The organism is Nonomuraea polychroma (assembly GCF_004011505.1).
Taxonomy (GTDB): domain Bacteria; phylum Actinomycetota; class Actinomycetes; order Streptosporangiales; family Streptosporangiaceae; genus Nonomuraea; species Nonomuraea polychroma.
Window position 1 is genome coordinate 2,936,164 of record NZ_SAUN01000001.1, and the last position, 22,544, is coordinate 2,958,707.

Sequence of the window (22,544 nt, forward strand, 5' to 3'; positions counted from 1 at the left end):
TTAAGGAGTGAGATGCGCAGAGGCACGTTCGTGAGGTGGGGAGTGCCGATCGCGGCTGCGGCCGTGATCGGAGCCGCGATCGGCGCCGGCCCCGTCATAGCCGCGGTGAGCGGCGACCCCGTGCTGCCCGAGCGATCGGCCGAGCAACTGCTCGCCGACGCCGCGGCGGCCACCAGCAAGCAGCAGGGCATCGCGCCGATGTCCGGGACCGTGCAGCAGACGGCGTCGCTGGGCCTGCCCGCGCTGCCGCAGACCGGCGGCAACACCACGCCGCTCAGCCTGCTGTCCGGCTCGCACGAGGTGAAGGTCTGGTACGGCGGCGACCAGAAGTTCCGCGTGGCCATGCCGACCCAGCTGAACGAGACCAACCTGATCGTGAACGGCGACCAGGGCTGGTACTGGGACAGCGCCACCAACACCGCGACCAAGTTGACGATCAAGGCCGGCGACGAGCAGCGGTCCGCCACGCCGCTGCCGCAGCCGACCGATCTGACGCCGTCCCAGGCGGCGCAGCGGCTGCTGGAAGGGGTGGACGAGCACACGTCCATCCGGGTGATCAACACGGCCGAGGTGGCGGGCCGGCCGGCCTACCAGCTCGTGCTGGCGCCCAAGGACGAGGGCTCGCTGGTGCAGGAGGTACGCATCGCGCTCGACGGCGAGACGTACGTGCCGCTCCAGGTGCAGCTGTTCGCCAAGGGATCGGCCGAGCCGGCGTACCAGGTGGGCTTCACGCAGGTGACGTTCACCCAGCCGGCGGAGGAGAACTTCACCTTCACCCCGCCCGCGGGCGCGAAGGTGGAGGAGGCGACGCTCGGTGAGGAGGGCTTCGGCCAGAAGGCCGAGGAACGCGCCGAGCACGCCGCCGACGTGGCCGGCGAGGCCAAGTGGGTCGGCGACGGCTGGTCGAGGGTCGCCGTCGTGCCGTTCAAGCTGTCGGACCTGCAGGCCCAGACGGCGCAGGGCGGCGATGAGGCCAACGCGGCCGCGATGCTCGACACGGTGCTCAAGTCCGCCACCCCGGTGAGCGGCACGTGGGGCTCCGGCAAGCTGATCAAGACCAAGCTGGTCACCGCCCTGCTGACCGACGACGGCCGTCTCCTGGCCGGCGCGGTCACCCCCGAGGAGATCATCAAGGCGGCGGGCGTCAAGTGACCGCCATCACGCTGGAAGCGGGGGCGCCCTTCGGGGCGGCCCCGCCCTCGGGGGACGCGATTGTGACGCACGGCCTGACCAAGCGTTTCCGCGGCGGCCAGGTCGCCGTGGACGCGCTGGACCTGGCCGTGCCGCGCGGGTCGGTGTTCGGCTTCCTCGGGCCCAACGGCTCGGGCAAGACCACCACGATCCGCATGCTGCTCGGCCTGGTCGCGCCCACGGAGGGGACGTACTCCGTGCTCGGCCTGCCGATCGCCCACGCCCTGCCCCTGGTGGGAGCGCTGGTCGAGGGCCCGGCCTTCTATCCGTACCTGTCGGGGGCGGCCAACCTCATGCGCTTCGACGCCGCCGACCCGACAGCGGACGGCGCCACCGCCAAACGGCGCGTCGCCGACGCGTTGGAGCGCGTAGGCCTGTCGGCCGCCGCGGGCAAGCGCTATCGCAACTACTCGCTCGGCATGCGCCAGCGCCTGGCCATCGCGGCCGCGCTGCTGGGGCCGCGGGAGCTGCTCATCCTGGACGAGCCGACCAACGGGCTCGACCCGCAGGGCACCCGCGAGGTGCGGACGCTGGTCAAGGAGATCGCCGCCGACGGCACCACCGTCTTCGTCTCCTCCCACCTGCTGGCCGAGATCGAGCAGATGTGCACGCACGCGGCGATCATGCGTACCGGCAGGCTCGTCGCGCAGGGCACGATCGCCTCGCTGAGCAGCGGCCTGGTCGCCCGCGTGCGGGTGGAGACGCCGGACGTGGCCGCCGCCGCGCGCACGCTCGGCACGCTGGGCCTGGCCGACGTGCGGGCGGGCGACGGAGAGGTGACCGCCGAGCTGGGCGGGCACGCCCCGGAGAAGATCAACGCCGCGCTGGTCGGGGACGGCGTGGCCGTACGAGGGCTGGCGGTCGTGCGGCCGAGCCTCGAGGACGTGTTCGTCGGGCTGACAGGAGAGGGATTCGATGTCGACGGCTGACACCGGGACGCAGACCCGCGAGCTCCGCCGCACACCAGGGCTGGTGCCGGTGAAGGAGACCATGCGCACCACCGAACGCCGCGCGCCGGAGTCCGCCGAGGAGATCGCCTCGTCGCCGGCCCCCGCCAGGAGGACGTGGGCGTTCTGGCGGCTGCTCGGCTCGGAGCTGGGCCTGACGTTCCGCCGGCCGCGCAATCTGGCGCTGCTCGCGGTGCTCGGCGTCGTGCCGATCGTCCTCGGCATCGGGCTCTGGATCGCCGCCGGCTCCGGCGGTGACGACGAGATGAGCGGCATCATCCAGGACGTCGCGGGCAACAGCCTCATGCTGACGTTCCTGTCGTTCTCCTTCCTCGTGCTGCTGCTGATGCCGGTGGTCGTCAGCGTGGTCGCGGGCGACTCGATCGCGGGGGAGGCGGGCACCGGGACGCTGCGCTACCTGCTGGCCGCACCGGCCGGGCGCACGCGGCTGCTGGCGGTGAAATACCTCAACGCGGTCGTCTTCGCCTACGCCGCCACCGCGGTGGTGGCGCTGTCGGCGCTGCTGACCGGGCTGATCCTGTTCCCCGGCGGGTCCGTGACGCTGCTGTCCGGCACCACCATCTCCATGGCGGACGGGCTGCTGCGCATCCTCATCGCCGCCGGGTACGTCGGCGCCGGCATGGCCGCGCTGGCCGCCGTCGCGGTGGCGCTGTCGACGTTCACCGAGGTGTCCATCGGGGCCATCGCCGGGACCATGGTGCTCGTCATCGTCTGCCAGGTGCTGCGGGCCGTCCCGGATCTCGCCCCGATCGCCCCGTACCTGCTGCCGACCCGGTTCACCGACTTCGACGCGGTCCTGCGCAGCCCCATCGACACCGCCGTCCTGCGGGACGGGCTGCTGGCGTTCGGGGCGTACATCGTGCTCTTCGGCTCGATCGCGTGGGCCCGTTTCTCCGGCAAGGACATCACGTCCTGAGCGGCCCTGCGCCGCTCAGGGCGTGCCGGTGGCCGTCTGCGTGGGGGTGGCGGAGACCGTCGCGGAGGGGCCGGGGGACTCGCCGGGCCCGTCCTGCGGAATCGTGCTGATCGAGCTGGACGGTTGCGGGCAGTCCCGCCGGGCCGCCGCGTTGCCGCGCCTGCGCCCCGCCGGGTTCGCGCACGGGCCGGGGTCGGCGCCGCCCGGGTCGCCGGGGCCGCTGGTGTTCTCCGGGCGGATGGTGTTCTTCCTGCCGGGGGAGGGGCTGAGCACGGCGATCGGGTTCCGCGTGCGGGTGGGCGTGACGAAGGCCGTGGGCACCGTGGGCGTCGAGTTGACCGGGGCGACGGTCGCCCGCGTGGGCGGCCGGCCGCCCGTCGGACCTGAGGACCGGCGGACGGTGGAGTCGGCGCTGCCGTGGGGCTGGACGACGGCCGGATCGGCGGGCAGCAGCGCGCCGCCGCCCATGGTCGTCCCGTCGCCGCCCGAGGCCGCGATCACCGTGACCGCCGCGATCGACACGGTGGCCAGGGCGGCGAACGTGGCGTGCGACAGATGCAGGCCGCTCTTGGCCCGGTTCCCGCGCCGGGGGGTGGTGCCCGGCTCCGCTTCGCCGGGCGCCGACACGAGACGTACCAGGCCTCCTCCGGGCGGATAGGGCACGGGGGTCCAGATCTCCGCGAGCACGCTCGCCACGGCCTGCCGCAGATCCCAGGGATCGCCGACCCCGCCCGCGGCCAGCAGCGCCCGCAGCAGATCGGCGGCCTTGGGCCGGTCGGCGGGATCCTTGGCCAGCGCCGCCTCGACGGCGGGCCGCACCATGGCGGGCACGCCCGCCAACCGCGGCGGGTCGAACAGGATGCGCCGGGTCAGCACGTCCGGCTCGCCCCCGCCGAACGGGTGGTGCCCGGACGCGGCGAACGCCACCAGGCAGCCCCACGCGAACACGTCGGACGCGGGCAGCGCGGGACCGCCCGTCAGCCGCTCCGGCGCCACCCAGCCGGGACTGCCCATGACCTGCCCGGCCTGGGTGTGCGCGGCCAGCGTGTCCACGTCGCGGGCGATGCCGAAGTCGATGACGCGCGGCCCGTTCGTGGACAGCAGGACGTTGCCCGGCTTGAGGTCGCGGTGCACCAGCCCTGCTTCGTGCACCGCCACCAGCGCCGCTGCGACGCCGAGCGCCACGCCGTAGGCGAGGTCGGGCGTGAGCGGCCCCCTGGCCATGACGACCTGCGAGAGCGCGGGGCCGGGGATGTACTCGGTGACCAGGTACGGGCGGTCCTTGTCGGTGCCGTCCTCCACGACCGCCGCCGTGCAGAAGGGCACCAATCTGCGCGAGAATGCCACTTCCTCAGCGAAGCGCGCCCGTAACGTGGCATCGTTGAGATGCACCGCATGCGGTGTCTTGAGTGCGACCAGGCCACCCTGAGGGTGTTCGGCCAGATACACCACTCCCATTCCCCCGGTGCCGAGACGGCCCAGGAGCAGGTATCGGCCGATGATGACCGGGTCGCCCACCGTAAGCGGTCGCACGCCAGGAGGCATGCCGCTCTCACCACGCGCCATCCGACCCTCGCCTCTTTTTGATCTGGACACGGCAAGCACACTGTGACCGGATCCGCGGGGCCTTTCCGCATGTCTTACATAAGGGGTATTGGTGGTAAGGCGGTCATACCTCCGAAGTAAGTAAGCGGTGTGATTTAACGGCCTGAAGTGGCGTTTCGCCCTTTGTGTGACCGCGGCGAGAATGACGGCGCTCACAGGAGCGTCCGCCGGTCCCGCGCCACAGACCCCGTCGCCCGCTGCGACAGCGCGGCGTTTCAGCTCGGGAAGACGGCCGCCAGTTCGGGGATGCGGGCGCGGTAGCCGTCGAGCAACCTGCGGGCCACGGACGCCGAGTCCACCAGCGGGTGCAGGGCGAACGCCTCGACGGCCAGCCGGGACGAGCCGGTCAGCGCGGCCTCGATGGCCGTCTGCTCCACCGCCTTGACCTGCTGGACGAGGCCCAGGAAACGCCCGGGGAGCGGCCGGGTGGCCAGAGGGCGCACGCCGGCGCCGCCGACCGTGCACGGGATCTCCACGACCGCGTCCTCGGGCAGGCCCGGCACCGCTGAGCCGTTGCGCACGTTGAGGATCATGGTGGCGGGCTCGCCGCGGGCGATGGCGGCCATGAGGGCCAGCGCGATGCCTTCGTAGCCGCCCGCCTCCAGGTCGGCGGCGTCCCGCTCGCCGGCGTCGGTGGCGTCGCGGGCCTCGGCCATGTACGAGGCGTCGCGCTGCCTGCGCGCGCTCAGCCACTCGGCGAGCGCGTCGTCCGGCCGGGCCCGCACGGCCGCGTAGAACGCCTCCTGCTGGCTCAGCAGGGACTCACCCCTGGTGGGCCCGGAGATCGCGGCGACGGCCTCACGCGTGAAGTAGTAGTAGTACAGGTATTCGTTGGGCAGCGCCCCCAGCGTGCGCACCCACTCGGGGCCGAAGATGCAGGCCTCCTCGACCTGCCGCAGCGCCGCGTCGTCGGCGAGCAGGCCGGGCAGCACGTCACGGCCCTCGTGGACGAGGCCGCGCAGCCAGCCGAGGTGGTTGAGGCCGACGTAGTCGGGCGACACGCGGGCCGGATCGAGCCCGAGCGCGGCGGCGGCCCGCCGGATCAGGCCGATCGGCGAGTCGCAGATGCCGATCACCCGGTCGCCCAGCACCCGCCGCATGGCCTCAGTGATCATGCCTGCGGGGTTGGTGAAGTTGATGACCCAGGCCCGGGGCGCGAGCGCGGCCACCCGCTCGGCCACGCGCAGCGCGACCGGGATGGTCCGCAGGCCGTAGGCGATGCCGCCGGGGCCGGTCGTCTCCTGGCCGAGCAGGCCCAGGTCCAGCGCCACCCGCTCGTCCGCGGTGCGCCCGGCCAGGCCGCCCACCCGGATGGCGGAGAAGACGAAGTCGGCATCGCGTAGCGCGGCGTCGAGCTCGGTGGTGGTCCGCACGGCAGGCGGGTCGTCGTGCCCGGCGGCGAGCCGGCGCAGCACGTGCTCGATGACCTCCAGCCGCTCGGCCGACACGTCGTACAGGACCACCTCCTCCACCCGCGGCTTGACCCGGTCGCGCAGCAGCGCGCCGTACACGAGCGGCACCCGGAAGCCCCCGCCTCCGAGGACGGCCAGTCTCATCCGCATCCCTTCACGTGAGCAGCACCTCGGCGCCCGCGGCCGCGCAGTGGCGCAGCGTCGCCGCGTCGGCGCCCTCGTTCGTGACGATCACGTCGATGTCCTCGGGCCCGCACACCCGCAACGCGCCGGTGCCGGGGAACTTGTGCCGGTCCACGAGCAGCACCACCTGCCGCGCCGCCGCGATCATGGCGCGTTTCAGCGGCACCTCGGCGAGCGTGGTGTCGACGAGCTGCCCGTCCGGCCGCACGCCGCTGGCGCCCAGGAACACGCGGTCGGCGACCACCTGGCTCAGCGCCGCCTCGGTCAGCACCCCGATCAGCGAGTGGTACGGGCGGCGCAGCATGCCGCCGAGCAGCAGCAGCTCGACCTCCGGGTCGGCGCGGAGCACGTCGAGCACGGCGAGGCTGGAGGTGACCACGGTGACGCGGCGCCCGCGCAGCCGCCTGGCCAGCCGCATCGTGGTCGTCCCGATGTCGAGCAGGATCACGTCCCCGTCGGCCACGAGCTGGGCGGCGCGCGCGGCCACCGCCTCCTTGTCCTGCTCGTCGACCGGCTCGACCGCGGCGAAGGGCCGGTCGGCGTCGGCGTCCACGCTGGCCAGGGCGCCGCCGCGGACGCGCCGCAAGGTCCCGTCGCGGTCGAGCACCTCGAGGTCCCTGCGGATGGTCGACGGGCTCACGCCGAGCTGGCTGGCGAGATCGCGAACGCTCGTGGCGCCTGAGAGCCGGACGCGGCGCATGATCTCGGCATGTCTCAGACGCTGCAGCACGGCGCGAGTGTATCAACCAAATTCGCGCAGAAGTAAGCATCTTGCTCTAAACGCGTGCGTGGAAATACTTGAAGTGTGCGAGTAAACGTGCAAGATTGCGCACATCTCGGTGTGTCGAGGAGGACCCATTCCCGTGTCTGTCCAGGCGTACGACCCTCTGGCCGGCGAGCGGACCCCCGAGGGCCCGCAGTTCGACGTGTTCCTGGCCGGGACGGTCTTCCTGGACATCATCTTCACGGGCCTGCCCGCGATGCCCGCGGCCGGCACCGAGATCTGGGCCGAGGGCATGGGCTCGTGCCCGGGCGGCATCGCCAATCTCGCCATCGCGACCAGCCGGCTGGGCTTGCGCACGTCGCTGGCGGCCGCGTTCGGTGACGACGACTACGGCGACTTCTGCTGGCGCACGCTCGCGGAGCAGGAGTCGGTCGACCTGTCCAGGTCACGGCGTTTCGAGCACTGGCACTCGCCGGTGACCGTGTCCATGGCGGTGGACCGCGACCGCAGCATGGTGACCCACGGCCATCCCGCGCCCATGCCGGCGTCCGAGATGATCGGCAAGCCGCCCCCCTCCAAGGCCGTGATCGTGACGCTCTCCCCCGAAGAGCCGCTCGGCACGCCGGGCAGCTCGTGCAACTGGGCCGAGCTGGCGCACCGCGACGGGGCGCTGATCTTCGCTGACGTCGGCTGGGACCCGTCCGGCGCCTGGTCGTCCGACGTGCTGGAGCAGCTGTCGATCTGCCACGCGTTCCTGCCGAACGCGACCGAGGCGATGGCCTACACCCGCACCGACACGCCCCGCGACGCGCTGTACGCGATCGCCGACCGGGTGCCGCTGGCCGTGGTGACCGACGGGGCCAACGGCGCCATGGCCATCGACTCGATCACAGGCGAGGAGGCGTTCGTGCCCGCGCCGCGGGTGACGGCGCTCGACCCGACCGGCGCGGGCGACGTCTTCGGCGCCGGCTTCGTGCTCGGCACCCTGTGCCGCTGGCCGCTCGCGGACCGGCTGGCGTTCGCCGAGGTGTGCGCCGCGCTGGCGGTGCAGCAGTTCGGCGGGTCGCTGGCCGCGCCGGGCTGGGGGGACATCGCCGACTGGTGGCACGAGGTGCGGGAGGCGGCCGGGCACAGCGGCGCGTACGGCAGCTCGCTGGCCCGCCGCTACGCCTTCCTCGACCGGCTGGTGCCCACCGTCCCGGTCGGCGCGGTACGCCGCGCCGTCGCCACCATCGCCCGTTACGCCGACGTGGGCATCCCGCCCAAGTCCACCCCCGAAGGCGAAGACCCGGACGCGCCTCGCGTGCCTGCGCAGAAGGAGTGACACCCATGAACCCCCCGACGCGACTCGCCCTGCTCGCCGCAGGCGTGCTGGTCCTGACCGCGTGCGCGCCCGGCTCCTCGGCCCCGCCGTCCGCACCGTCGACCTCGGCGACGGCGAGCGCGGTGCGCACCGACGCCGCCGCACTCGGCAACGTCACGCTCACCGTCTGGGACCAGGAGGTACGCGGCGGGCAGGCGGCTCAGATGAAGCAGCTCAACGACGCCTTCCAGGCCAAATACCCCAACATCAAACTGAACCGGGTGTCCCGCTCCTTCGACGACCTCAACACCACCCTGCGCCTGGCGTTGAGCGGCAACGAGCCGCCGGACGTGGTGGAGGCCAACAACGGCCGCTCCGCGATGGGCGCGTTCGTGAAGGCCGGCCAGCTGCGCCCGCTGGACGCCTACGCCGACGTCTACGGGTGGAAGCAGCGTTACCCGGAGTCCGTGCTGCGGTACTCGCGCTACAGCGCCGACGGCAAGCTGTTCGGCGAGGGCAACCTCTACGGCCTGCCGCAGGTCGGCGAGGTCGTCGGCATCTTCTACAACCGGGCCAAGCTCGCCAAGCTCGGCCTGCAGCCGCCCAAGACGTGGGCCGACTTCGAGACGGCGCTGGCCACCGTCAAGGCAGGCGGAGAGGTGCCGCTGCAGTTCGGCAACCTCGACAAGTGGCCGGCCGTCCACGTGTTCGGCACCGTGCAGGGCCGCCACGTCCCGCCCGACCAGATCGGCACGCTGGCCTTCGGCCGCAAGGGCGCCTCGTGGAACACGACCGAGAACACCACGGCCGCCGAGCAGCTCGTCGGCTGGGTCGACAAGGGCTACTTCGCCAAGGGCTTCAACGGCCAGGGGTACGACCCGGCGTGGCAGGCGTTCGGCAAGGGCCAGGGCGTCTTCATGATCGCGGGCACCTGGCTCCTGGCCGACCTCCAGAAGGCCCTGGGCGACGACCTGGGGTTCATGCTGCCGCCGGGCACCACGGCCGACGCGCCCCCGGTCGCGACGGGCGGCACCGGGTTGCCGTTCGCGATCACCGCCAAGAGTCCCCACCCGGACGCGGCGGCGGCGTACATCAACTTCATCACCAGCGCCGACGCCATGAAGGTGCTCACCGCGACCGGGAACCTGCCGGTGGCCGAGACCGGGCAGCAGAGCGTGGCCAAGGGGCCGCAGCAGGACGTCTTCACCGCGTTCGGGACCGTGACCGCGAAGAACGGGCTGGTGCCGTACCTGGACTACGCCACCCCGACGTTCGCCGACACGCTGGGGGCGGCGCTGCAGGACCTGCTGGCCAAGAAGGCGACGCCGCAGGAGTTTCTGGCCACGCTGGAGAAGGACTACAAGAGCTTCGCCGAGAGCAACGGATGACGGCGGCTCGGCCTCCGGGGGAGCCGCGCCGCGTCGCCTACCTGTACCTGCTGCCGGCCTTCGCCGTGTACGCGGCGTTCCTGCTCTTCCCCATCGGGCGGGCGGTGCAGTTCTCGTTGTACGACTGGGACGGGCTGTCCCTGGGCAGGTGGGTCGGCCTGGACAACTACGCCGCGATCGTCGCCGACGAAGGGTTGCGGGCCGCCTTCGGCCACGCGCTGGTCCTCATCGTCTTCTACGCGCTGGGGCCGCTGGTGATCGGGCTGGGGCTGGCCGCGATACTGAACCACGCCAAGGTGCGCGGGCTGGGGTTCTTCCGCACCGTGGTGTTCCTGCCCCAGGTGGTCGCCATGGTCGTGGTGGCCGTGGCGTGGCGGCGCGTCTACGCCCCCGACGGCACGCTCAACACGCTGCTCGGCGCGCTGGGACTGGACGCGCTGACGCGGGGCTGGCTGGGCGACTACACGTTCGCGTTGCCCGCGGTCGGCGTGGTCGGCACCTGGTTCGAGACCGGCCTGGTGACCGTGCTGCTGCTGGCCGGGATGAGCCGCATCCCCGGCGAGCTGTACGAGGCGGCGCGGCTCGACGGGGCGGGCGCGGTCCGGGAGTTCTTCGCGGTCACGCTGCCGTCGGTGCGCGGGGAGATCGCGGTCGCCCTGACGCTGACGGTGATCGCCGCCCTGCGCACGTTCGACCTGGTGTACATCACGACGCGGGGCGGGCCCGGCGACTCGACGTCGGTGCCGTCGTACGAGGTCTATCACCGGGCCTTCGGGCTCAGCCAGGTCGGCTCGGCGGCGGCGATCGGCGTCACGCTGACCGTCGTCATCTTCGTGATCTCGTTCGGGATCAACCGGTTCGCGGACAGGAGGGTCACGTGATCTCGCGCGGGGAACGGGTGGCCAACTACGTCATCCTGTCGGTGTTCGCCGCGTTCGCGCTCTTCCCCATCGTGACCATCCTGGCGGCCGCGCTCGGGCCCGCCGACAGCGGCGGCACGGCCGGGCTCGGGAACTTCGCGGCGGCGTGGGAGATCGGCCGGTTCGGGACCTATCTGCGGACCAGCCTGATGGTGTCGGCGTTCGTCGTGGTCGTCAGCGTCCTGTTGTCCATCATGAGCGGGTACGCGTTCGGCACCATGCGCTTCCGCGGCCAGTCGGTGCTGTTCTACCTGTTCATGCTCGGGATCATGATGCCGAGCGAGGCCGTCGCGGTGCCGCTCTACTTCGACCTGCGCACGCTCGGCCTGATCGACACGTTCTGGTCGGTGGCGTTGCCGCAGGTGGCGTTGTCGGTGGCGTTCGGCACGTTCTGGATGCGGGCCTACTTCCGCGCCTCCAACCGGGCGATCGTCGAGGCCGCCCGCATCGACGGGGCCTCGACGTGGCGCATCCTGTGGCAGGTGCTGGTGCCGCCGGCCCGCCCCGCCCTCGTCACCCTGACCGTGCTGGTCTTCATGTGGACGTGGAACGAGTTCCTCATCCCGCTGATCATGGTGACCAGCGAGTCGCTGCGGACCGCGCCGCTCGGGCTGGCGTTCTTCCAGGGGCAGTACACCTCCGGCTTCACCCTCCTCGCGGCCGGGTCCGTCATCGTGGCGACCCCGGTCGTGATCTTCTACTTGTTCCTCCAGCGACACTTCGTCCGCGGACTGCTGCAGGGGGCAGTCCGCGAGTAACCACACGGAGGTTCCATGCGACGACTGTTGATGGCGTTGGTCACCCTTTTCGCCCTCTTGTCCGCTCTCCCCGCCGAGGCCGAGTCCACCGAGTCGCCCGTGGACCTGGACGCGTTGTTCGTCGGCGCGCACCCGGACGACGAGGCGTTCACCCTTTCCACCCTCGGCCAGTGGAAGGAGGACCACGACGTGCGCACCGGCGTCGTCACCGTCACGCGCGGCGAGGGCGGCGGCAACGCCGTCGGCCCCGAGGAGGGCCCGGCGCTCGGGCTGCTGCGCGAGGCCGAGGAGCGAGCGGCGGTCGCCAAGGCCGGGATCGGCGAGGTGTTCAACCTCGACGACGTCGACTTCTACTACACGGTGAGCGCCCCGCTGACCGACCAGGTCTGGGGCGGCGACACCCTGGAGAAGGTCGTCAGGACCGTCCGGCAGACCCGGCCCGAGATCCTGCTGACCATGGACCCCGCCCCCACGCCCGGCAATCACGGCAACCATCAGGAGGCCGCGCGGCTGGCCATCGAGGCGTTCTACGCGGCGGCCGACCCCAAGGCGTTCCCCTCGCAGATCACCCGGGAGGGGCTGCGTCCCTTCGCGCCCGCCCGGCTGCTCACGGGCGGCGGGCGCGGCACCTCGCAGACCGGGCCCTCGTGCGCCGCGTCGTTCCGGCCCGCCAACCCGGCGCAGAACGTGTACGGCGTGTGGAGCGGGCGACCGTCGCAGAGCGGACGGACGTGGGCCGCGATCGAGCGTGACGCCCAGCGCACGTACGCCTCCCAGGGCTGGGCCGTCCTCCCCGACGTGCCGTCCGACCCCGCCCAGCTCGGCTGCGACTTCTTCACCCAGGTGGACGCGCGGGTGCCGTTCCCCGAGCCGGGCACCCCGGCGGCCGCCGCGCCGACGGCGATCCTCGACGGGGCGCTGACCCGGCCCAGCGGGAGCGTGCCGCTCGGGACCCGGCTCAGCCTGCGCACCAGCACGTTCGACGTCCGGCCTGGGACGCCCTTCACCGTCGAGGTCACCGCGACCGCCGCGCGCGAGCCGCTGGGCCGGTCCTCCGCCACGTTGCGCGTGCCCGAAGGCTGGGTGGTCAAGGGCTCCGGCGATCTCGGCAGGATCGCCGCCGGACGTACGGGGTCGGCGACCTTCACCGTGACACCTGCCGCGGGCGCGGCCGGGCGAGCCAGGATCGGGGCCGTCCTGACGACCGAACGGGGACGGGGCTACACCGATCGGCAGGTCGAGGCCGGATCCGGCGTACGGGGTCAGCAGCAGCTGCTCCCGCAGGTCGGCCAGTACGAGAAGTGGGTGACTGAGGTGGGCGTGCCGCAGCTGCGCGGGCTGGTCACCCCTGTCCTCACGCTGCCGTCCGGCGGCTCCCGGCAGGTCGGCGTCGTGGTGACCAACGTGAGCGACGCCGCCAGGTCCGGCACCGTACGCGTGGACCTGCCCGCCGGCTTCGCCGCCGACCGGACCGAGGCGGCCTACCGCGACCTGGCCCCCGGGGCCTCGGTGACGGTGCCGTTCGCCGTCACCAACACCGACACCTCGCTCAAGACCTCCAACGAGGGCGGCGACTACGCCTACACCGTCACCGTGGACGGCACGGTCACCGGCCGGCCCGCGCTCGAACTCGTCCCGGCCACCACGATCCCGCAGGCCCAGCCGACGGTGGACGGCGCCGAGGGCGACGGCGAGTACACCGGGACCGCGCTCGACATCTCCCGCCGGTGGGAGGGCACCGCGTGCTCGTCGGCGGCCGACTGCTCGGGCACGGCCAAGCTCGCCTGGCGCGACGACACGTTGTACGTGCTCGTGCACGTGCGGGACGACGTGCTCGGCACACGGCTGGCCGCGGCCGACTGCAAGCGGCACTGGCGTACCGACGCCGTGGAGGTCGCCCTCGACCCGCGCGGCACGTCCGAGAACACCTCGACGACCTTCAAGGCGGCGGTGTTGCCGGTGACGGCGGACTCCAACGTCGCCGCGTCCGCGACACCGGGCCCGCCGTGCGCACTGCGCGACGCCGACAACCGCCAGGGTCCCGCCACGGGCGTGCGGATCGCCTCGGCGGTCTCCTCGGGCGCGTACACGGTGGAGATGTCCATCCCGATGGAGGTCCTGCCCGGCTCCGTCGACCCCGAGCACCTCGGCCTCAACATCCTGGTGTACGACTCCGACACCCAGGACAAGACCGGCCAGACCCGGATCGGCTGGTCGACGTGGGGCGGGGTGCAGGGCGACCCGTACCGGTGGGGCGTCGCCACCCTGCCGGGCTACCGGCCGCCCGCGGACCGGCCGGTGCCCGATCCGGTGATCCCGGACACCGCCCTGTCCAGCCTGGACTCGCCGCAGTCGCTGGAGCAGGCGGTCCGCGTGAACGTCCCGCTCGCCGGCGGGCCCGCGGCGCAGGCGTCCGAGAGCGGCCGGGTGACCGCGGCCACGGGCGCGCAGGACGGAGTGAAGGTGACGGTCCGTACGGGCGCCGCAGGCACGGCACACCTGTTCGTCCGCGACGCCCAGGGGACGGCGGGCAGCCGGGTCGTCACCGTGTCCGGCGCGGGCACCACCACCGTGACCGTGCCCCTGACCCGCGCCCTGACCGCCTCCCCGAGGGTGGTGGCCGGCTGGCAGGCCCCGAGCGGCGGCACCACAGCCTCCCAGGCCCCGGTCCGGTAACGGCCGCCCGCCGGCTGCGGACTCCGGCAGCCGGCGGGCGTCTTCTCGGCCGGCACACGACAGGCCGCTCGCGCGCGCCGGTCTCCGGCCGCCCGCACCCGAAGATCGGCCCACCGCACCGCGCGTCTCGCTGGTCGCGCGCGGTCATCTCGGAATACGTCGTGCCTCCCTCTCCGGCCGCCTGCACCTGAATGTCGACCCGCACCACGCGGCTCGCCATTCGCACGCCGGGCGCGTGACGCCGCCCGCGTCACGCCGCCTCCGGTAGACCGGGCGTCACATAGGGCGTGTCAGGCCGCCTCCGGTAGACCGGGCGTCACATGGGGCGTGTCAGGCCGCGTCCGGCAGGCGGCGCGCCGGGCCGGGTGTGCGGCGCTGGGCGTGCCGGTCCGGGCGCACTAGGCAGCGCCCGACAGGCCGGGCGGATCAGGCAGAGCGGCGGCGCAGGCCGAGGGCGCCGACGACGACGCCGATGACGCCCACCACCAGCCCCGCGCCGCCCAGCAGCCGCGCGGTGCCGTCAGACGCAGCCGGGTTCAAGACCACCGAGGTCGCCACCGGGGAGGCGGCCGCCGCGGCGGTGCTGGGAGACGCGGACGGGGAGGAGGCGGCGGCGGGGACGAGCTTGAGCAGCGGAGCCGGGTGCTCCGGCTCCGTGCCGTCCGCCTTCGGCGCCTCCGACCAGTCCACCACTTCCCCGTTCGAGTACGTCTGCTTCGTCGGGAACAGTAGCCGATCCGTGTCCTTGGGCAGCTGCCCCATGGACACCTCGAACTCCTGGAACTCACCCGGGTTGATCTTCCCGCCCGACCAGACGACCGTGGTGACGGCCTCCTCCAGGTCGCCGTACTCCGTCTTGACCGGCGTGGCCAGCTTGCTCTCCGTCACCTTCACCGCCCATCCCGGCACGGGCTTGACCGACACGAAGGCCAGCGGATGGTCGGCGGGGAAGCTGACTTCGATCTTGGTGGTCGAGGCGTTGTCACGCTCGTTCGGCACCCGGAACGCGACCTTGGTGAACGCCCCCTGCTCGGCCGTGCCCGGCTGGATGGTGACGTGGGCCAGCGCGGGCAGCGCGAGGCCGGCGGTGAGGGCGGCGGTGGCGGCGAGCACGGTCGCGGCACGGCGTACGAAGGACATGGCGAAACTCCACTTGGCTGATTGAGGGAAAAAGGGGTGTCAGAAGGTCAGGCGGGAAGTGGAGGACCACGCCTGGCCAGACAGTGCCGGAACCCCGGATGGGGCGGGACGACACGGGTGAAGACGACCGGCACGCACGCCCGCACGGCGGGCACCGCCACCGAGCGCAACAGGAGGAGACGGCGGCCGAGGCGGCGCAGCAACGACCAGAGCGCGGCCTCGCCGCGCGCCACCCACACGCCGGTGATGAGGGTGGCCGTCAGGTGGGCGAGCAACATCCCGGCGTTGACCGCCAGGCCGTCCCCGTGTCCGTGCACGGAGACCGAAACGGAAACGTAGGCGGTGTCGTCGCCGGCGAACAGCTCGTGCAGCCCGAGCTGCGCCACCACCAGCACACCGTTGATCGTGGCGGGCGAACGCTCCCTGCCGCACAGCGCAAGCCCGAGCCCGGCCACTGCGGCGAGCCCCAGCCCGGCGGCCCACGGCTCGGGACCCGCGCCGCCGCCCGCCACGTGCGCGAGGGCGGCAAGGGCCACGCAGACGGCGGAGAAGGCCGCCGTCCGCGCGAGCCGTAGGGGAAGTTGCGCGCGCATGTGTGTGCCACATGCTCTCATGGGGCAGGGGTGTATGAGACCTTGATGACGCAATGCCTGGTCGCTTTGCGGCATTGTCGCTAGGGTCGTGCCGATTACGTTGAACGTAGAGGTGAGAACGTTGCGGCACTTTGCGGGTTTGCTCATCGGGCTTGTAGTGACAGCGGCCCTGGTTGCAGGTGGGGGATGGGCTGTGCAGCAAGCCGTCGGCAGTGCCGCGGCGGCTCCACCGAACAGCCAGCAGATGTGGATCGCGCTCGGGGCGATGGCGGCCGTCGGCCTCGTCGTCGGGCTCGTGGTCGCGGGCCGTGTCTCGCCCCTGGCGACCTTCGTCCCGTCCATGGTCCTGCTGGCGTGGACCGTGATCTACGCGCTGGACGTGAACAGGGCGCTGTCCCTCATCCCGTCCGAGCCGTCGGTGAACCAGATCATCAGGGACGCCGGGTTCGGCGCCAAGACCATGCTGACCACGGGCGTGTTCGCCCTGCTCGGCGTGGCGCTGTTCATCCCGGTGCTGATGCCGTCGCGCTGGTCGCGCCAGCGCGACGACATGGACGAGGACTACGAGCCCGCGTCCGAGAGCACCTACTACTGAGCTGCGCTGCCCGTGTAGAGGCGGGTGACCACGTCCTCGATCGTGGCCTGGTCCGGGGCGGTGGCCATCAGCTCCTCCAGCGTCCCGTCGAACGCCAGCCGCCCGTGGTCGATCAGCATCACCCGGCGACACAGGCGTTCGATGTCGCCGAGGTCGTGCGTGGTCAGCAACACGGTCGTGCCCTGCTCGGCGTTGAGCCGCCGCAGGAAGTCCCGGATGCCGGCCTTGCTGACCACGTCGAGCCCGATCGTCGGCTCGTCCAGCACCAGCACGTCGGGCGCGTGCAGCAGCGCCGCCGCCAGGTCGCCGCGCATGCGCTGGCCGAGGCTGAGCTGGCGCACCGGCGTGCGCATGAACGCGCCCAGGTCGAGGGTCTCGGTCAGCTCGTCGAGCCGCGACGTGAACGCGGCGCGCTCGACCTTGTAGAGCAGCCGGATCAGCTCGAAGCTGTCGGCGAGCGGCAGGTCCCACCACAGCGTCGTGCGCTGCCCGAACACCACGCCGATGCGCCGCGCCAGCGTGGTGCGCCGGCGCGACGGGTCCAGCCCGGCCACCCGCACCCGGCCCGAGGTGGGCGTGAGGATGCCGCACAACATCTTGATCGTGGTGGACTTGCCCGCGCCGTTGGGCCCGAGGTAGCCGACGAACTCCCCGGCTGACACGGTGAACGACAGGTCGCGTACGGCGTGGACGAGGTTTCTCTTCACCTTGAACGAGCGTCCCACGCTCTCGAGCTCGATCATCTCAACTCCCCGTGGATCGGTAGTGCCTGACGCCCTGCCGCCACGCCAGCGCCGCCAGCAGGGCGAGGACCAGCGCGGCGGCCGGCCCGACGAACCTCATGAACTCCGGCGTGCCGTACGGATCGTCGCGGCCCAGCACGTAAAGTCCTGGCTGCCAGTTGATGAAGGCCAGCGGGACCACGTAGGTCACGCCCCTGACCAGGTCGCGGCCGTAGATGCTGAACGGGTATTGGCTGAGCTGGTGGCTGCCGTAGGTGAAGGAGCTGGTCACCTCCGGGGCGTCGGTCAGCACGAACTGCAGCGCGCCGGCCAGCGTCCACAGCGCCGTGTAGATGACGATCCCGGTGGCCACCATGACCGGGATCATCCAGGCACGCCCCCAGCCGAGGTCGAGCGCGGCCAGCGCGTAGCCCAGCACCGCGACCGCCTGCAGCACCCGCCCGATCCTGTTGCCGTTGAAACGGTCGGTGGCCAGTTGCAGCCACGCGCCGACGGGCCGGATCAGGAACGTGTCCAGCGTGCCCGCCTTGATGTGCTGGCTGACCCGATCGATGTTGCTGACGAACGTGTCACAGAGGGTGAAGGAGACGCTGGAGGCGCCGTACAGGAAAAGCACCTCATCGCGGGAGAAACCCCCGAGTGAGGTGGTGTTGGTGAAGATGACCAGGATGACGGCGACGTCGAGGGCCGCGATGACGATGCCGAACACGGTCATCAGCCAGAACGACGCCGGGTACGCGGCCGCGGCGCGGGTCCACGTCCAGGCCAGCAGGCAGTAGGTCCTAACCACCCTGGATCACCACCTTGTGGCGGATCGCCCGGGTGCCGAGCGCGCCGAGCCCGAGCAGGACCACCGCCCAGAACGTCTGGAAGGCCAGGGTCTCCAGGATCGGCGCCTTGCCGAGGTAGAGGTCGGTGGGCAACTGGACCATGGCCGCCCACGGCAGCGACGCGGCGAGGTCGCCGAGCCAGCCGGGGAAGATGTGCAACGGCACCATCATCCCGGAGAAGAACGTGGTCAGGACGAGGGACAGCACCGCCATGCCGCGGTCGTCGGCCAGCCAGCAGACCGAGAGCGCGATCAGGTAGCGCCAGCCGAAGCTGACCACCACCGCGATCGCGAAGCCGGTCAGAAACGCCGCCCACCGGCCGGGGTCGGCGGGCACGACGATGCCGAACAACGCCGCGCCGAGCAGCATCGGCGGGATGCCGCGGACGAGGAACAGGTAAGCGGCCCTGCCGAGGTCCTCGGCCAGCGACCAGAGCTGGAGCGAGGCCGGGCGGACCAGGTCGAGCGCGATGTCGCCGCTGCGGATGCGCTCGGGGATGCCGAGGCCGCCGCCGAACAGCTGCATCGGCCCGATGAAGGCCTGGGTGACGAAGCAGTAGGTGACGGCGTCGGTGACGTCGTAGCCGGCCAGCCCCGGGCGACTCTGCCACAGGGCGATGAGGATGTAGGCGCGCAGGACGCCGAACACGCTGTTGGTGAACGCGCCGGCGAGTGCCGCCCAGACGTAAGTGGCGTGTTTGCGGAAGCCGTACCGGACGAGCCGGGCATACAGGGGTATGGTTGTGCACCTCCGGAGTGTGAGGACATGGCTACATGCCGTGTCCGGACCCGTGCACGGGTCTGCCGACAGAAAGCATGGAATTATCCGTCGGGGCGTCAGCGGTCCGCAACGCGATAAACGAAGCGCAGGCCGGACCAGGTCGCGTCGATGGCGGCGACCTTGTTGTCGACCAGGTACCCGTGCTTGACGCCGAGCTTGCGCGGCAGCGGTGTCCCCGAATATCCGGCCATGTCCCTCAGCGTGACACAACGCCGAAATGTCCGTGTAAGAGACGAGATACTTACCGGCCGGTAGTAAAACGGCTCAGCGGGGAAGGACAGTCAACGGAGGGTCAAATATGCGGATTGACGGGGATCTGATACCTGAATACCCCTTGAGCTGGCAGGCCCGCGCGTTGATCGGCCTGATGCGCGGGACATTGAAGCCGGCTTCCAGTCTCTTGATGCGCCATCCGCTCGCGCTGGTGGGGGCGGCGCACATCGGCCGGCTCGCGCGGCTGGTGCAGGTGCCGCACCCGGCGCACGTCTCCATCGTGCCCGCCGCCTTCTCGGACTGCGGCGGCGAGTGGGTACGCGCCGGCGAAGGGCTGGACGAGAACAAGGCCTTATTGTACTTCCACGGAGGCGGTTACTTCTCGGGCTCGCCGCGTACGCACCGGTCCATCACGTGGCGGCTGTCGGTGGTGGCCAGGCGGCCCGTCCTGGCGCTCGACTACCGCCAGGGGCCGGTGCACAAGCTGTCGGACTCGCTGGCCGACGCCCTGGACGCCTACGACTGCCTGCTGCGGCGCGGTCACGCCCCCAAGGACATCATCGTCGCGGGCGACTCCGCCGGCGGCCATCTGACGCTGGCGGCCCTGCTGGCGATGCGCGACCGGGGGCTGCCGCTGCCCGCGGCCGCGATCTGCCTGTCGCCCTGGGCGGACCTGACCGACATCCCGCGCCACGCGAACCGCTGGCAGGATCCTCTGCTGCCGGCCAGCCGGGTGCGATGGCTGGCGCGCCGGTGGACCTCGGGGCTGGATCCGCGCGACCCGCTCGTGTCGCCGGTGCACGGCGACTTCACGGGGCTGCCGCCTCTCATGATCGTGACCGGGTCCACCGAGGTGCTGCGTGACGAGGCGCGGCGGGTGGCCGAGCGGGCGCGGCGCGACGGGGTGCTCGTCAGGTATGAGGAATGGCGACGCATGCCGCATGTGTTCCCTCTTTTGGCGGACGTGTTGCCCGAGGCGCGGCTGGCGTTCCAGCACATGGCGAGGTTCCTGGCCGCGGTGGGGGCCGGTCCCGCCGCGTCGGCGGACGACATCGCGGCTGCCTGAGTGCGAGGAAGATCTGGACCCGTACTGGCGAGGTCGGCGAGACAGAGTATAAGGTTAGGCATACCTAACTCTGTCAGGGGGATGTTCTTTATGGCTGAAAAGCCCGCGGACCATCATCGAGGTGTCGTCCTGCGGACCGAGCGGCTCTCGCCGCACATGGTCCGTGTCGTGGTCGGCGGTGACGGGCTGGCCGACTTCGCCACCTCGGGCCTGACCGACCACTATGTGAAAATCGTCTTTCCCTATGAGGGTGTGCGATATCCCGAGCCGTTCAGCGTGAAGGCGTGTCGTGAGACCATGCCGCGCGAGCATTGGCCGCGGCTGCGCACGTACACCGTGCGCGCCTGGGACCCGGACACGCGCGAGCTGACCCTCGACTTCGTGGTCCACGGCGACGAGGGACTGGCCGGGCCGTGGGCGGACCGCGCCGCGCCGGGAGATGTCGTGCTCCTGCTGGGCCCCGGCGGCGGTTACGCGCCCGACCCCGAGGCGGACTGGCATCTGCTGGTGGGTGACGAGAGCGCGCTGCCGGCCATCGCGGCCTCGCTCGAGGCGCTGCCGGAGGGGGCGCTCGCGCACGTCCTGCTGGAGGTGGACGGGCCGGAGGACGAGCTGAAGCTCGACACGGCGGCGGACGCGCGGATCGCGTGGCTGTACCGGGGTGATCGGCCCGTGGGCGAGGTCCTGGTGAAGGCCGTGTGCGAGCTGGAGTTCCCGGACGGGGACGTCCACGCGTTCGTGCACGGTGAGGCCGGCTTCGTCAAGCAGCTCCGCCGTCACCTGCGCCTGGAGCGGGGGGTCTCCTTGGACCGGCTGTCGATCTCCGGATACTGGCGGGCCGGGGTGGACGACGAGGGCTGGCGCGCGCTCAAGCGCGACTGGAACAGCCAGGTCGAAGCCGAGGAATCCGCCGCGATCGCGAGCTGACGCGCAAAAAGCGGCCGCGCCGGTCGCTGGGGGAAGACCGGCGCGGCCGTTCGCCGGGGAACCATCCCATGCCCTGGAGGTGGCCGGCGAGATCAGAAGGTCAGTGGGCGAACTGCTCCTCCTCCGTCGAGCCCTTGAGCGCGGTGGTCGAGGAGTCGGGCGCCACCGCCGTGCTGACCAGGTCGAAGTAGCCGGTGCCGACCTCGCGCTGGTGCCTGGTCGCGGTGTAGCCGCGCGACTCGGCGGCGAACTCGGCCTCCTGGAGCTCGACGTACGCCGTCATGCCCTCGTTCGCGTACCCCTGGGCGAGGTCGAACATGCTGTGGTTCAGCGAGTGGAACCCGGCGAGCGTGATGAACTGGAACGTGTACCCCATGTGCCCGAGCTCCCGCTGGAACTTGGCGATCGTGGAGTCGTCCAGGTGCTTCTTCCAGTTGAACGACGGCGAGCAGTTGTAGGCGAGCATCTGGTCCGGGTACTCGGCCTTGATCGCCTCGGCGAACTCGCGCGCCACGTCCAGGTCGGGCGTGCCGGTCTCCATCCACAGCAGGTCGGAGTACGGCGCGTAGGCCAGGCCGCGCGCGACGCACGCCTGGATGCCGTTCCTGACCCGGTAGAAGCCCTCCGCGGTGCGCTCGCCGGTGGCGAACTGCTGGTCGCGCGGGTCCACGTCACTGGTCAGAAGCGTCGCGGCCTGGGCGTCGGTCCGCGCGATGATCAGTGAGGGGACGCCGCAGACGTCGGCGGCGAGGCGGGCGGCGTTGAGGGTCTTGATGTGCTGGCCGGTCGGGATCAGCACCTTGCCGCCCAGGTGGCCGCACTTCTTCTCGGAGGCGAGCTGGTCCTCCCAGTGCACGCCCGCGGCACCGGCCGCGATCATGCCCTTCATCAGCTCGAACGCGTTGAGCACGCCGCCGAATCCGGCCTCGGCGTCGGCCACGATCGGCGCCAGCCAGTGCGGCGCGTCGGAAACGCCCTCCGACCAGGTGATCTGGTCGGCGCGCAGGAGCGCGTTGTTGATACGGCGCACGACGGCCGGCACGGAGTTGGCCGGGTACAGGCTCTGGTCCGGGTAGGTCTGCCCGCCCAGGTTCGCGTCCGCCGCGACCTGCCAGCCGGACAGGTAGATCGCCTTCAGGCCGGCCTTCACCTGCTGCACGGCCTGGTTGCCGGTCAGCGCGCCGAGGGCGTTGACGTAGTCCTCGGTGTGCAGGAGGTCCCACAGCCGCTCGGCGCCGAGCCGGGCCAGCGTGTGCTCCTCCTGGACGCTGCCGCGCAACCTGACCACGTCTTCTGCGCTGTAGGTGCGCTCGACGCCCGCCCAGCGAGGGTCGTTCTCCCATTCGTCCCGCAGCTGCTCCGCAGCTCCCTTGAGGCGATCGATCATGTTCACTCCTTGTGTCGTCCCCTGGGGCTTATGCCGAGTCTCGTGCCCGGGACAGCTCGTCCCATAGGCACAACCGGTGAGAAGATTTGCGAAAATTCTTCATCTGTCTATTACTCGCGGGTATTCAGGCAAGAAGAAATCGTGAGTTTTACCGTTGGACTAGACCAATCACGTCGTGCCGGGCGATCTGGCGCTGGAGGCTAGAAGATGGACCGAATTTCTGTCT

At 71.5% G+C, this 22,544-nt stretch carries 21 protein-coding genes; 11 read left to right on the top strand and 10 right to left on the bottom strand.

Going from position 1 to position 22,544, the window contains the following annotated elements; translation table 11 throughout:
- Positions 1-12 precede the first annotated feature (12 nt).
- From EDD27_RS13005 to EDD27_RS13015, 3 genes are read left to right on the top strand one after another with little or no spacing between them, the layout of a single operon-like run.
- The gene (locus EDD27_RS13005) at positions 13-1,152 is read left to right on the top strand and encodes a LolA family protein (RefSeq protein ID WP_127932666.1); all 1,140 of its coding nucleotides are present in this window, start codon (positions 13-15) and stop codon (positions 1,150-1,152) included.
- The gene (locus EDD27_RS13010; RefSeq protein ID WP_127932667.1) at positions 1,149-2,120 is read left to right on the top strand and encodes an ABC transporter ATP-binding protein; all 972 of its coding nucleotides are present in this window, start codon (positions 1,149-1,151) and stop codon (positions 2,118-2,120) included. Before EDD27_RS13005 ends, EDD27_RS13010 begins: the two co-directional genes overlap by 4 nt.
- A complete protein-coding gene (locus tag EDD27_RS13015) occupies positions 2,107-3,075 on the top strand; it encodes an ABC transporter permease (protein WP_127932668.1) in 969 nt (322 codons plus the stop codon). Before EDD27_RS13010 ends, EDD27_RS13015 begins: the two co-directional genes overlap by 14 nt.
- Before the next feature lie 15 nt (positions 3,076-3,090).
- Here the strand turns inward: EDD27_RS13015 and EDD27_RS13020 are convergent, their stop codons facing one another.
- The 3 genes from EDD27_RS13020 to EDD27_RS13030 all read right to left on the bottom strand — a co-directional run bounded on the left by EDD27_RS13020 (position 3,091) and on the right by EDD27_RS13030 (position 7,005).
- Positions 3,091-4,608: a protein kinase domain-containing protein gene (locus EDD27_RS13020; RefSeq protein ID WP_164903599.1), complete on the bottom strand. Its 1,518-nt coding sequence runs from the start codon at positions 4,606-4,608 to the stop codon at positions 3,091-3,093.
- 287 nt (positions 4,609-4,895) lie between these two features.
- Positions 4,896-6,236 (bottom strand): 6-phospho-beta-glucosidase, encoded by a 1,341-nt coding sequence (locus EDD27_RS13025; protein ID WP_127932670.1) that lies wholly within the window; start codon positions 6,234-6,236, stop codon positions 4,896-4,898.
- 10 nt (positions 6,237-6,246) lie between these two features.
- Positions 6,247-7,005, bottom strand: a complete 759-nt coding sequence (locus tag EDD27_RS13030; protein WP_127932671.1) for a DeoR/GlpR family DNA-binding transcription regulator — start codon at positions 7,003-7,005, stop codon at positions 6,247-6,249.
- A 133-nt stretch (positions 7,006-7,138) separates the two neighbouring features.
- Here EDD27_RS13030 and EDD27_RS13035 point away from each other — a divergent pair, with 133 nt between their 5' ends.
- The 5 genes from EDD27_RS13035 to EDD27_RS13055 are packed head-to-tail and all read left to right on the top strand — an operon-like array spanning position 7,139 to position 14,044.
- A complete protein-coding gene (locus EDD27_RS13035; RefSeq protein WP_127932672.1) occupies positions 7,139-8,323 on the top strand; it encodes a carbohydrate kinase family protein in 1,185 nt (394 codons plus the stop codon).
- Between the two features lie 5 nt (positions 8,324-8,328).
- Positions 8,329-9,690, top strand: coding sequence for an extracellular solute-binding protein (locus EDD27_RS13040; RefSeq protein WP_127932673.1), 1,362 nt, complete (start codon positions 8,329-8,331; stop codon positions 9,688-9,690).
- The gene (locus EDD27_RS13045) at positions 9,687-10,571 is read left to right on the top strand and encodes a carbohydrate ABC transporter permease (RefSeq protein ID WP_127932674.1); all 885 of its coding nucleotides are present in this window, start codon (positions 9,687-9,689) and stop codon (positions 10,569-10,571) included. The genes EDD27_RS13040 and EDD27_RS13045 overlap by 4 nt, the downstream gene beginning before the upstream one ends.
- Positions 10,568-11,368: a carbohydrate ABC transporter permease gene (locus tag EDD27_RS13050; protein WP_127932675.1), complete on the top strand. Its 801-nt coding sequence runs from the start codon at positions 10,568-10,570 to the stop codon at positions 11,366-11,368. The genes EDD27_RS13045 and EDD27_RS13050 overlap by 4 nt, the downstream gene beginning before the upstream one ends.
- 15 nt (positions 11,369-11,383) lie before the next feature.
- The gene (locus EDD27_RS13055; protein WP_241564002.1) at positions 11,384-14,044 is read left to right on the top strand and encodes a sugar-binding protein; all 2,661 of its coding nucleotides are present in this window, start codon (positions 11,384-11,386) and stop codon (positions 14,042-14,044) included.
- 426 nt (positions 14,045-14,470) lie between these two features.
- On the opposite strand, the gene EDD27_RS13060 is transcribed toward EDD27_RS13055, so the two are convergent.
- Positions 14,471-15,184, bottom strand: a complete 714-nt coding sequence (locus EDD27_RS13060) for a YcnI family copper-binding membrane protein (RefSeq protein WP_127932676.1) — start codon at positions 15,182-15,184, stop codon at positions 14,471-14,473.
- A gap of 47 nt (positions 15,185-15,231) precedes the next feature.
- Positions 15,232-15,777: an MFS transporter gene (locus EDD27_RS13065; RefSeq protein WP_127932677.1), complete on the bottom strand. Its 546-nt coding sequence runs from the start codon at positions 15,775-15,777 to the stop codon at positions 15,232-15,234.
- A gap of 193 nt (positions 15,778-15,970) precedes the next feature.
- Here EDD27_RS13065 and EDD27_RS13070 point away from each other — a divergent pair, with 193 nt between their 5' ends.
- Positions 15,971-16,372, top strand: a complete 402-nt coding sequence (locus tag EDD27_RS13070; RefSeq protein WP_241564003.1) for a hypothetical protein — start codon at positions 15,971-15,973, stop codon at positions 16,370-16,372.
- Here the strand turns inward: EDD27_RS13070 and EDD27_RS13075 are convergent.
- The 4 genes from EDD27_RS13075 to EDD27_RS57690 all read right to left on the bottom strand — a co-directional run bounded on the left by EDD27_RS13075 (position 16,366) and on the right by EDD27_RS57690 (position 18,916).
- Positions 16,366-17,115, bottom strand: a complete 750-nt coding sequence (locus EDD27_RS13075; RefSeq protein WP_127932679.1) for an ABC transporter ATP-binding protein — start codon at positions 17,113-17,115, stop codon at positions 16,366-16,368. The genes EDD27_RS13070 and EDD27_RS13075 overlap by 7 nt on opposite strands.
- 1 nt (position 17,116) lies before the next feature.
- Positions 17,117-17,905, bottom strand: coding sequence for an ABC transporter permease (locus tag EDD27_RS13080; RefSeq protein WP_127932680.1), 789 nt, complete (start codon positions 17,903-17,905; stop codon positions 17,117-17,119).
- On the bottom strand, positions 17,898-18,593 hold the full coding sequence (locus EDD27_RS13085) for an ABC transporter permease (RefSeq protein ID WP_241564004.1): 696 nt from the start codon (positions 18,591-18,593) through the stop codon (positions 17,898-17,900). The genes EDD27_RS13080 and EDD27_RS13085 overlap by 8 nt, the downstream gene beginning before the upstream one ends.
- Positions 18,594-18,781: 188 nt before the next feature.
- On the bottom strand, positions 18,782-18,916 hold the full coding sequence (locus tag EDD27_RS57690; protein ID WP_277750707.1) for a hypothetical protein: 135 nt from the start codon (positions 18,914-18,916) through the stop codon (positions 18,782-18,784).
- Positions 18,917-19,128: 212 nt separating this feature from the next.
- On the opposite strand from EDD27_RS57690, the gene EDD27_RS13090 reads away from it, so the two are divergent.
- Both EDD27_RS13090 and EDD27_RS13095 read left to right on the top strand, forming a co-directional pair.
- Positions 19,129-20,004 carry an alpha/beta hydrolase gene (locus tag EDD27_RS13090; protein WP_241564005.1) on the top strand — a complete coding sequence of 292 codons (876 nt, stop codon included), beginning with the start codon at positions 19,129-19,131 and terminating at the stop codon, positions 20,002-20,004.
- Positions 20,005-20,094: 90 nt separating this feature from the next.
- Positions 20,095-20,931: a siderophore-interacting protein gene (locus tag EDD27_RS13095; protein ID WP_127932681.1), complete on the top strand. Its 837-nt coding sequence runs from the start codon at positions 20,095-20,097 to the stop codon at positions 20,929-20,931.
- A 100-nt stretch (positions 20,932-21,031) separates the two neighbouring features.
- Here the strand turns inward: EDD27_RS13095 and aceA are convergent, their stop codons facing one another.
- The gene (gene aceA, locus EDD27_RS13100) at positions 21,032-22,318 is read right to left on the bottom strand and encodes an isocitrate lyase (protein ID WP_127932682.1); all 1,287 of its coding nucleotides are present in this window, start codon (positions 22,316-22,318) and stop codon (positions 21,032-21,034) included.
- Positions 22,319-22,544 lie beyond the last annotated feature (226 nt).

What these genes read in the sequence shown, in the direction of transcription:
- aceA (WP_127932682.1), bottom strand. Translation starts at nt 22,318, where the DNA reads ATGATCGATCGCCTCAAGGGAGCTGCGGAGCAGCTGCGGGACGAATGG.
- EDD27_RS13045 (WP_127932674.1), top strand. Translation starts at nt 9,687, where the DNA reads ATGACGGCGGCTCGGCCTCCGGGGGAGCCGCGCCGCGTCGCCTACCTG.
- EDD27_RS13095 (WP_127932681.1), top strand. Translation starts at nt 20,095, where the DNA reads ATGGCTGAAAAGCCCGCGGACCATCATCGAGGTGTCGTCCTGCGGACC.
- EDD27_RS13065 (WP_127932677.1), bottom strand. Translation starts at nt 15,777, where the DNA reads ATGCGCGCGCAACTTCCCCTACGGCTCGCGCGGACGGCGGCCTTCTCC.
- EDD27_RS13005 (WP_127932666.1), top strand. Translation starts at nt 13, where the DNA reads ATGCGCAGAGGCACGTTCGTGAGGTGGGGAGTGCCGATCGCGGCTGCG.
- EDD27_RS13015 (WP_127932668.1), top strand. Translation starts at nt 2,107, where the DNA reads ATGTCGACGGCTGACACCGGGACGCAGACCCGCGAGCTCCGCCGCACA.
- EDD27_RS13055 (WP_241564002.1), top strand. Translation starts at nt 11,384, where the DNA reads ATGCGACGACTGTTGATGGCGTTGGTCACCCTTTTCGCCCTCTTGTCC.
- EDD27_RS13025 (WP_127932670.1), bottom strand. Translation starts at nt 6,236, where the DNA reads ATGAGACTGGCCGTCCTCGGAGGCGGGGGCTTCCGGGTGCCGCTCGTG.
- EDD27_RS13040 (WP_127932673.1), top strand. Translation starts at nt 8,329, where the DNA reads ATGAACCCCCCGACGCGACTCGCCCTGCTCGCCGCAGGCGTGCTGGTC.
- EDD27_RS57690 (WP_277750707.1), bottom strand. Translation starts at nt 18,916, where the DNA reads ATGGCCGGATATTCGGGGACACCGCTGCCGCGCAAGCTCGGCGTCAAG.
- EDD27_RS13075 (WP_127932679.1), bottom strand. Translation starts at nt 17,115, where the DNA reads ATGATCGAGCTCGAGAGCGTGGGACGCTCGTTCAAGGTGAAGAGAAAC.
- EDD27_RS13090 (WP_241564005.1), top strand. Translation starts at nt 19,129, where the DNA reads ATGCGCCATCCGCTCGCGCTGGTGGGGGCGGCGCACATCGGCCGGCTC.
- EDD27_RS13060 (WP_127932676.1), bottom strand. Translation starts at nt 15,184, where the DNA reads ATGTCCTTCGTACGCCGTGCCGCGACCGTGCTCGCCGCCACCGCCGCC.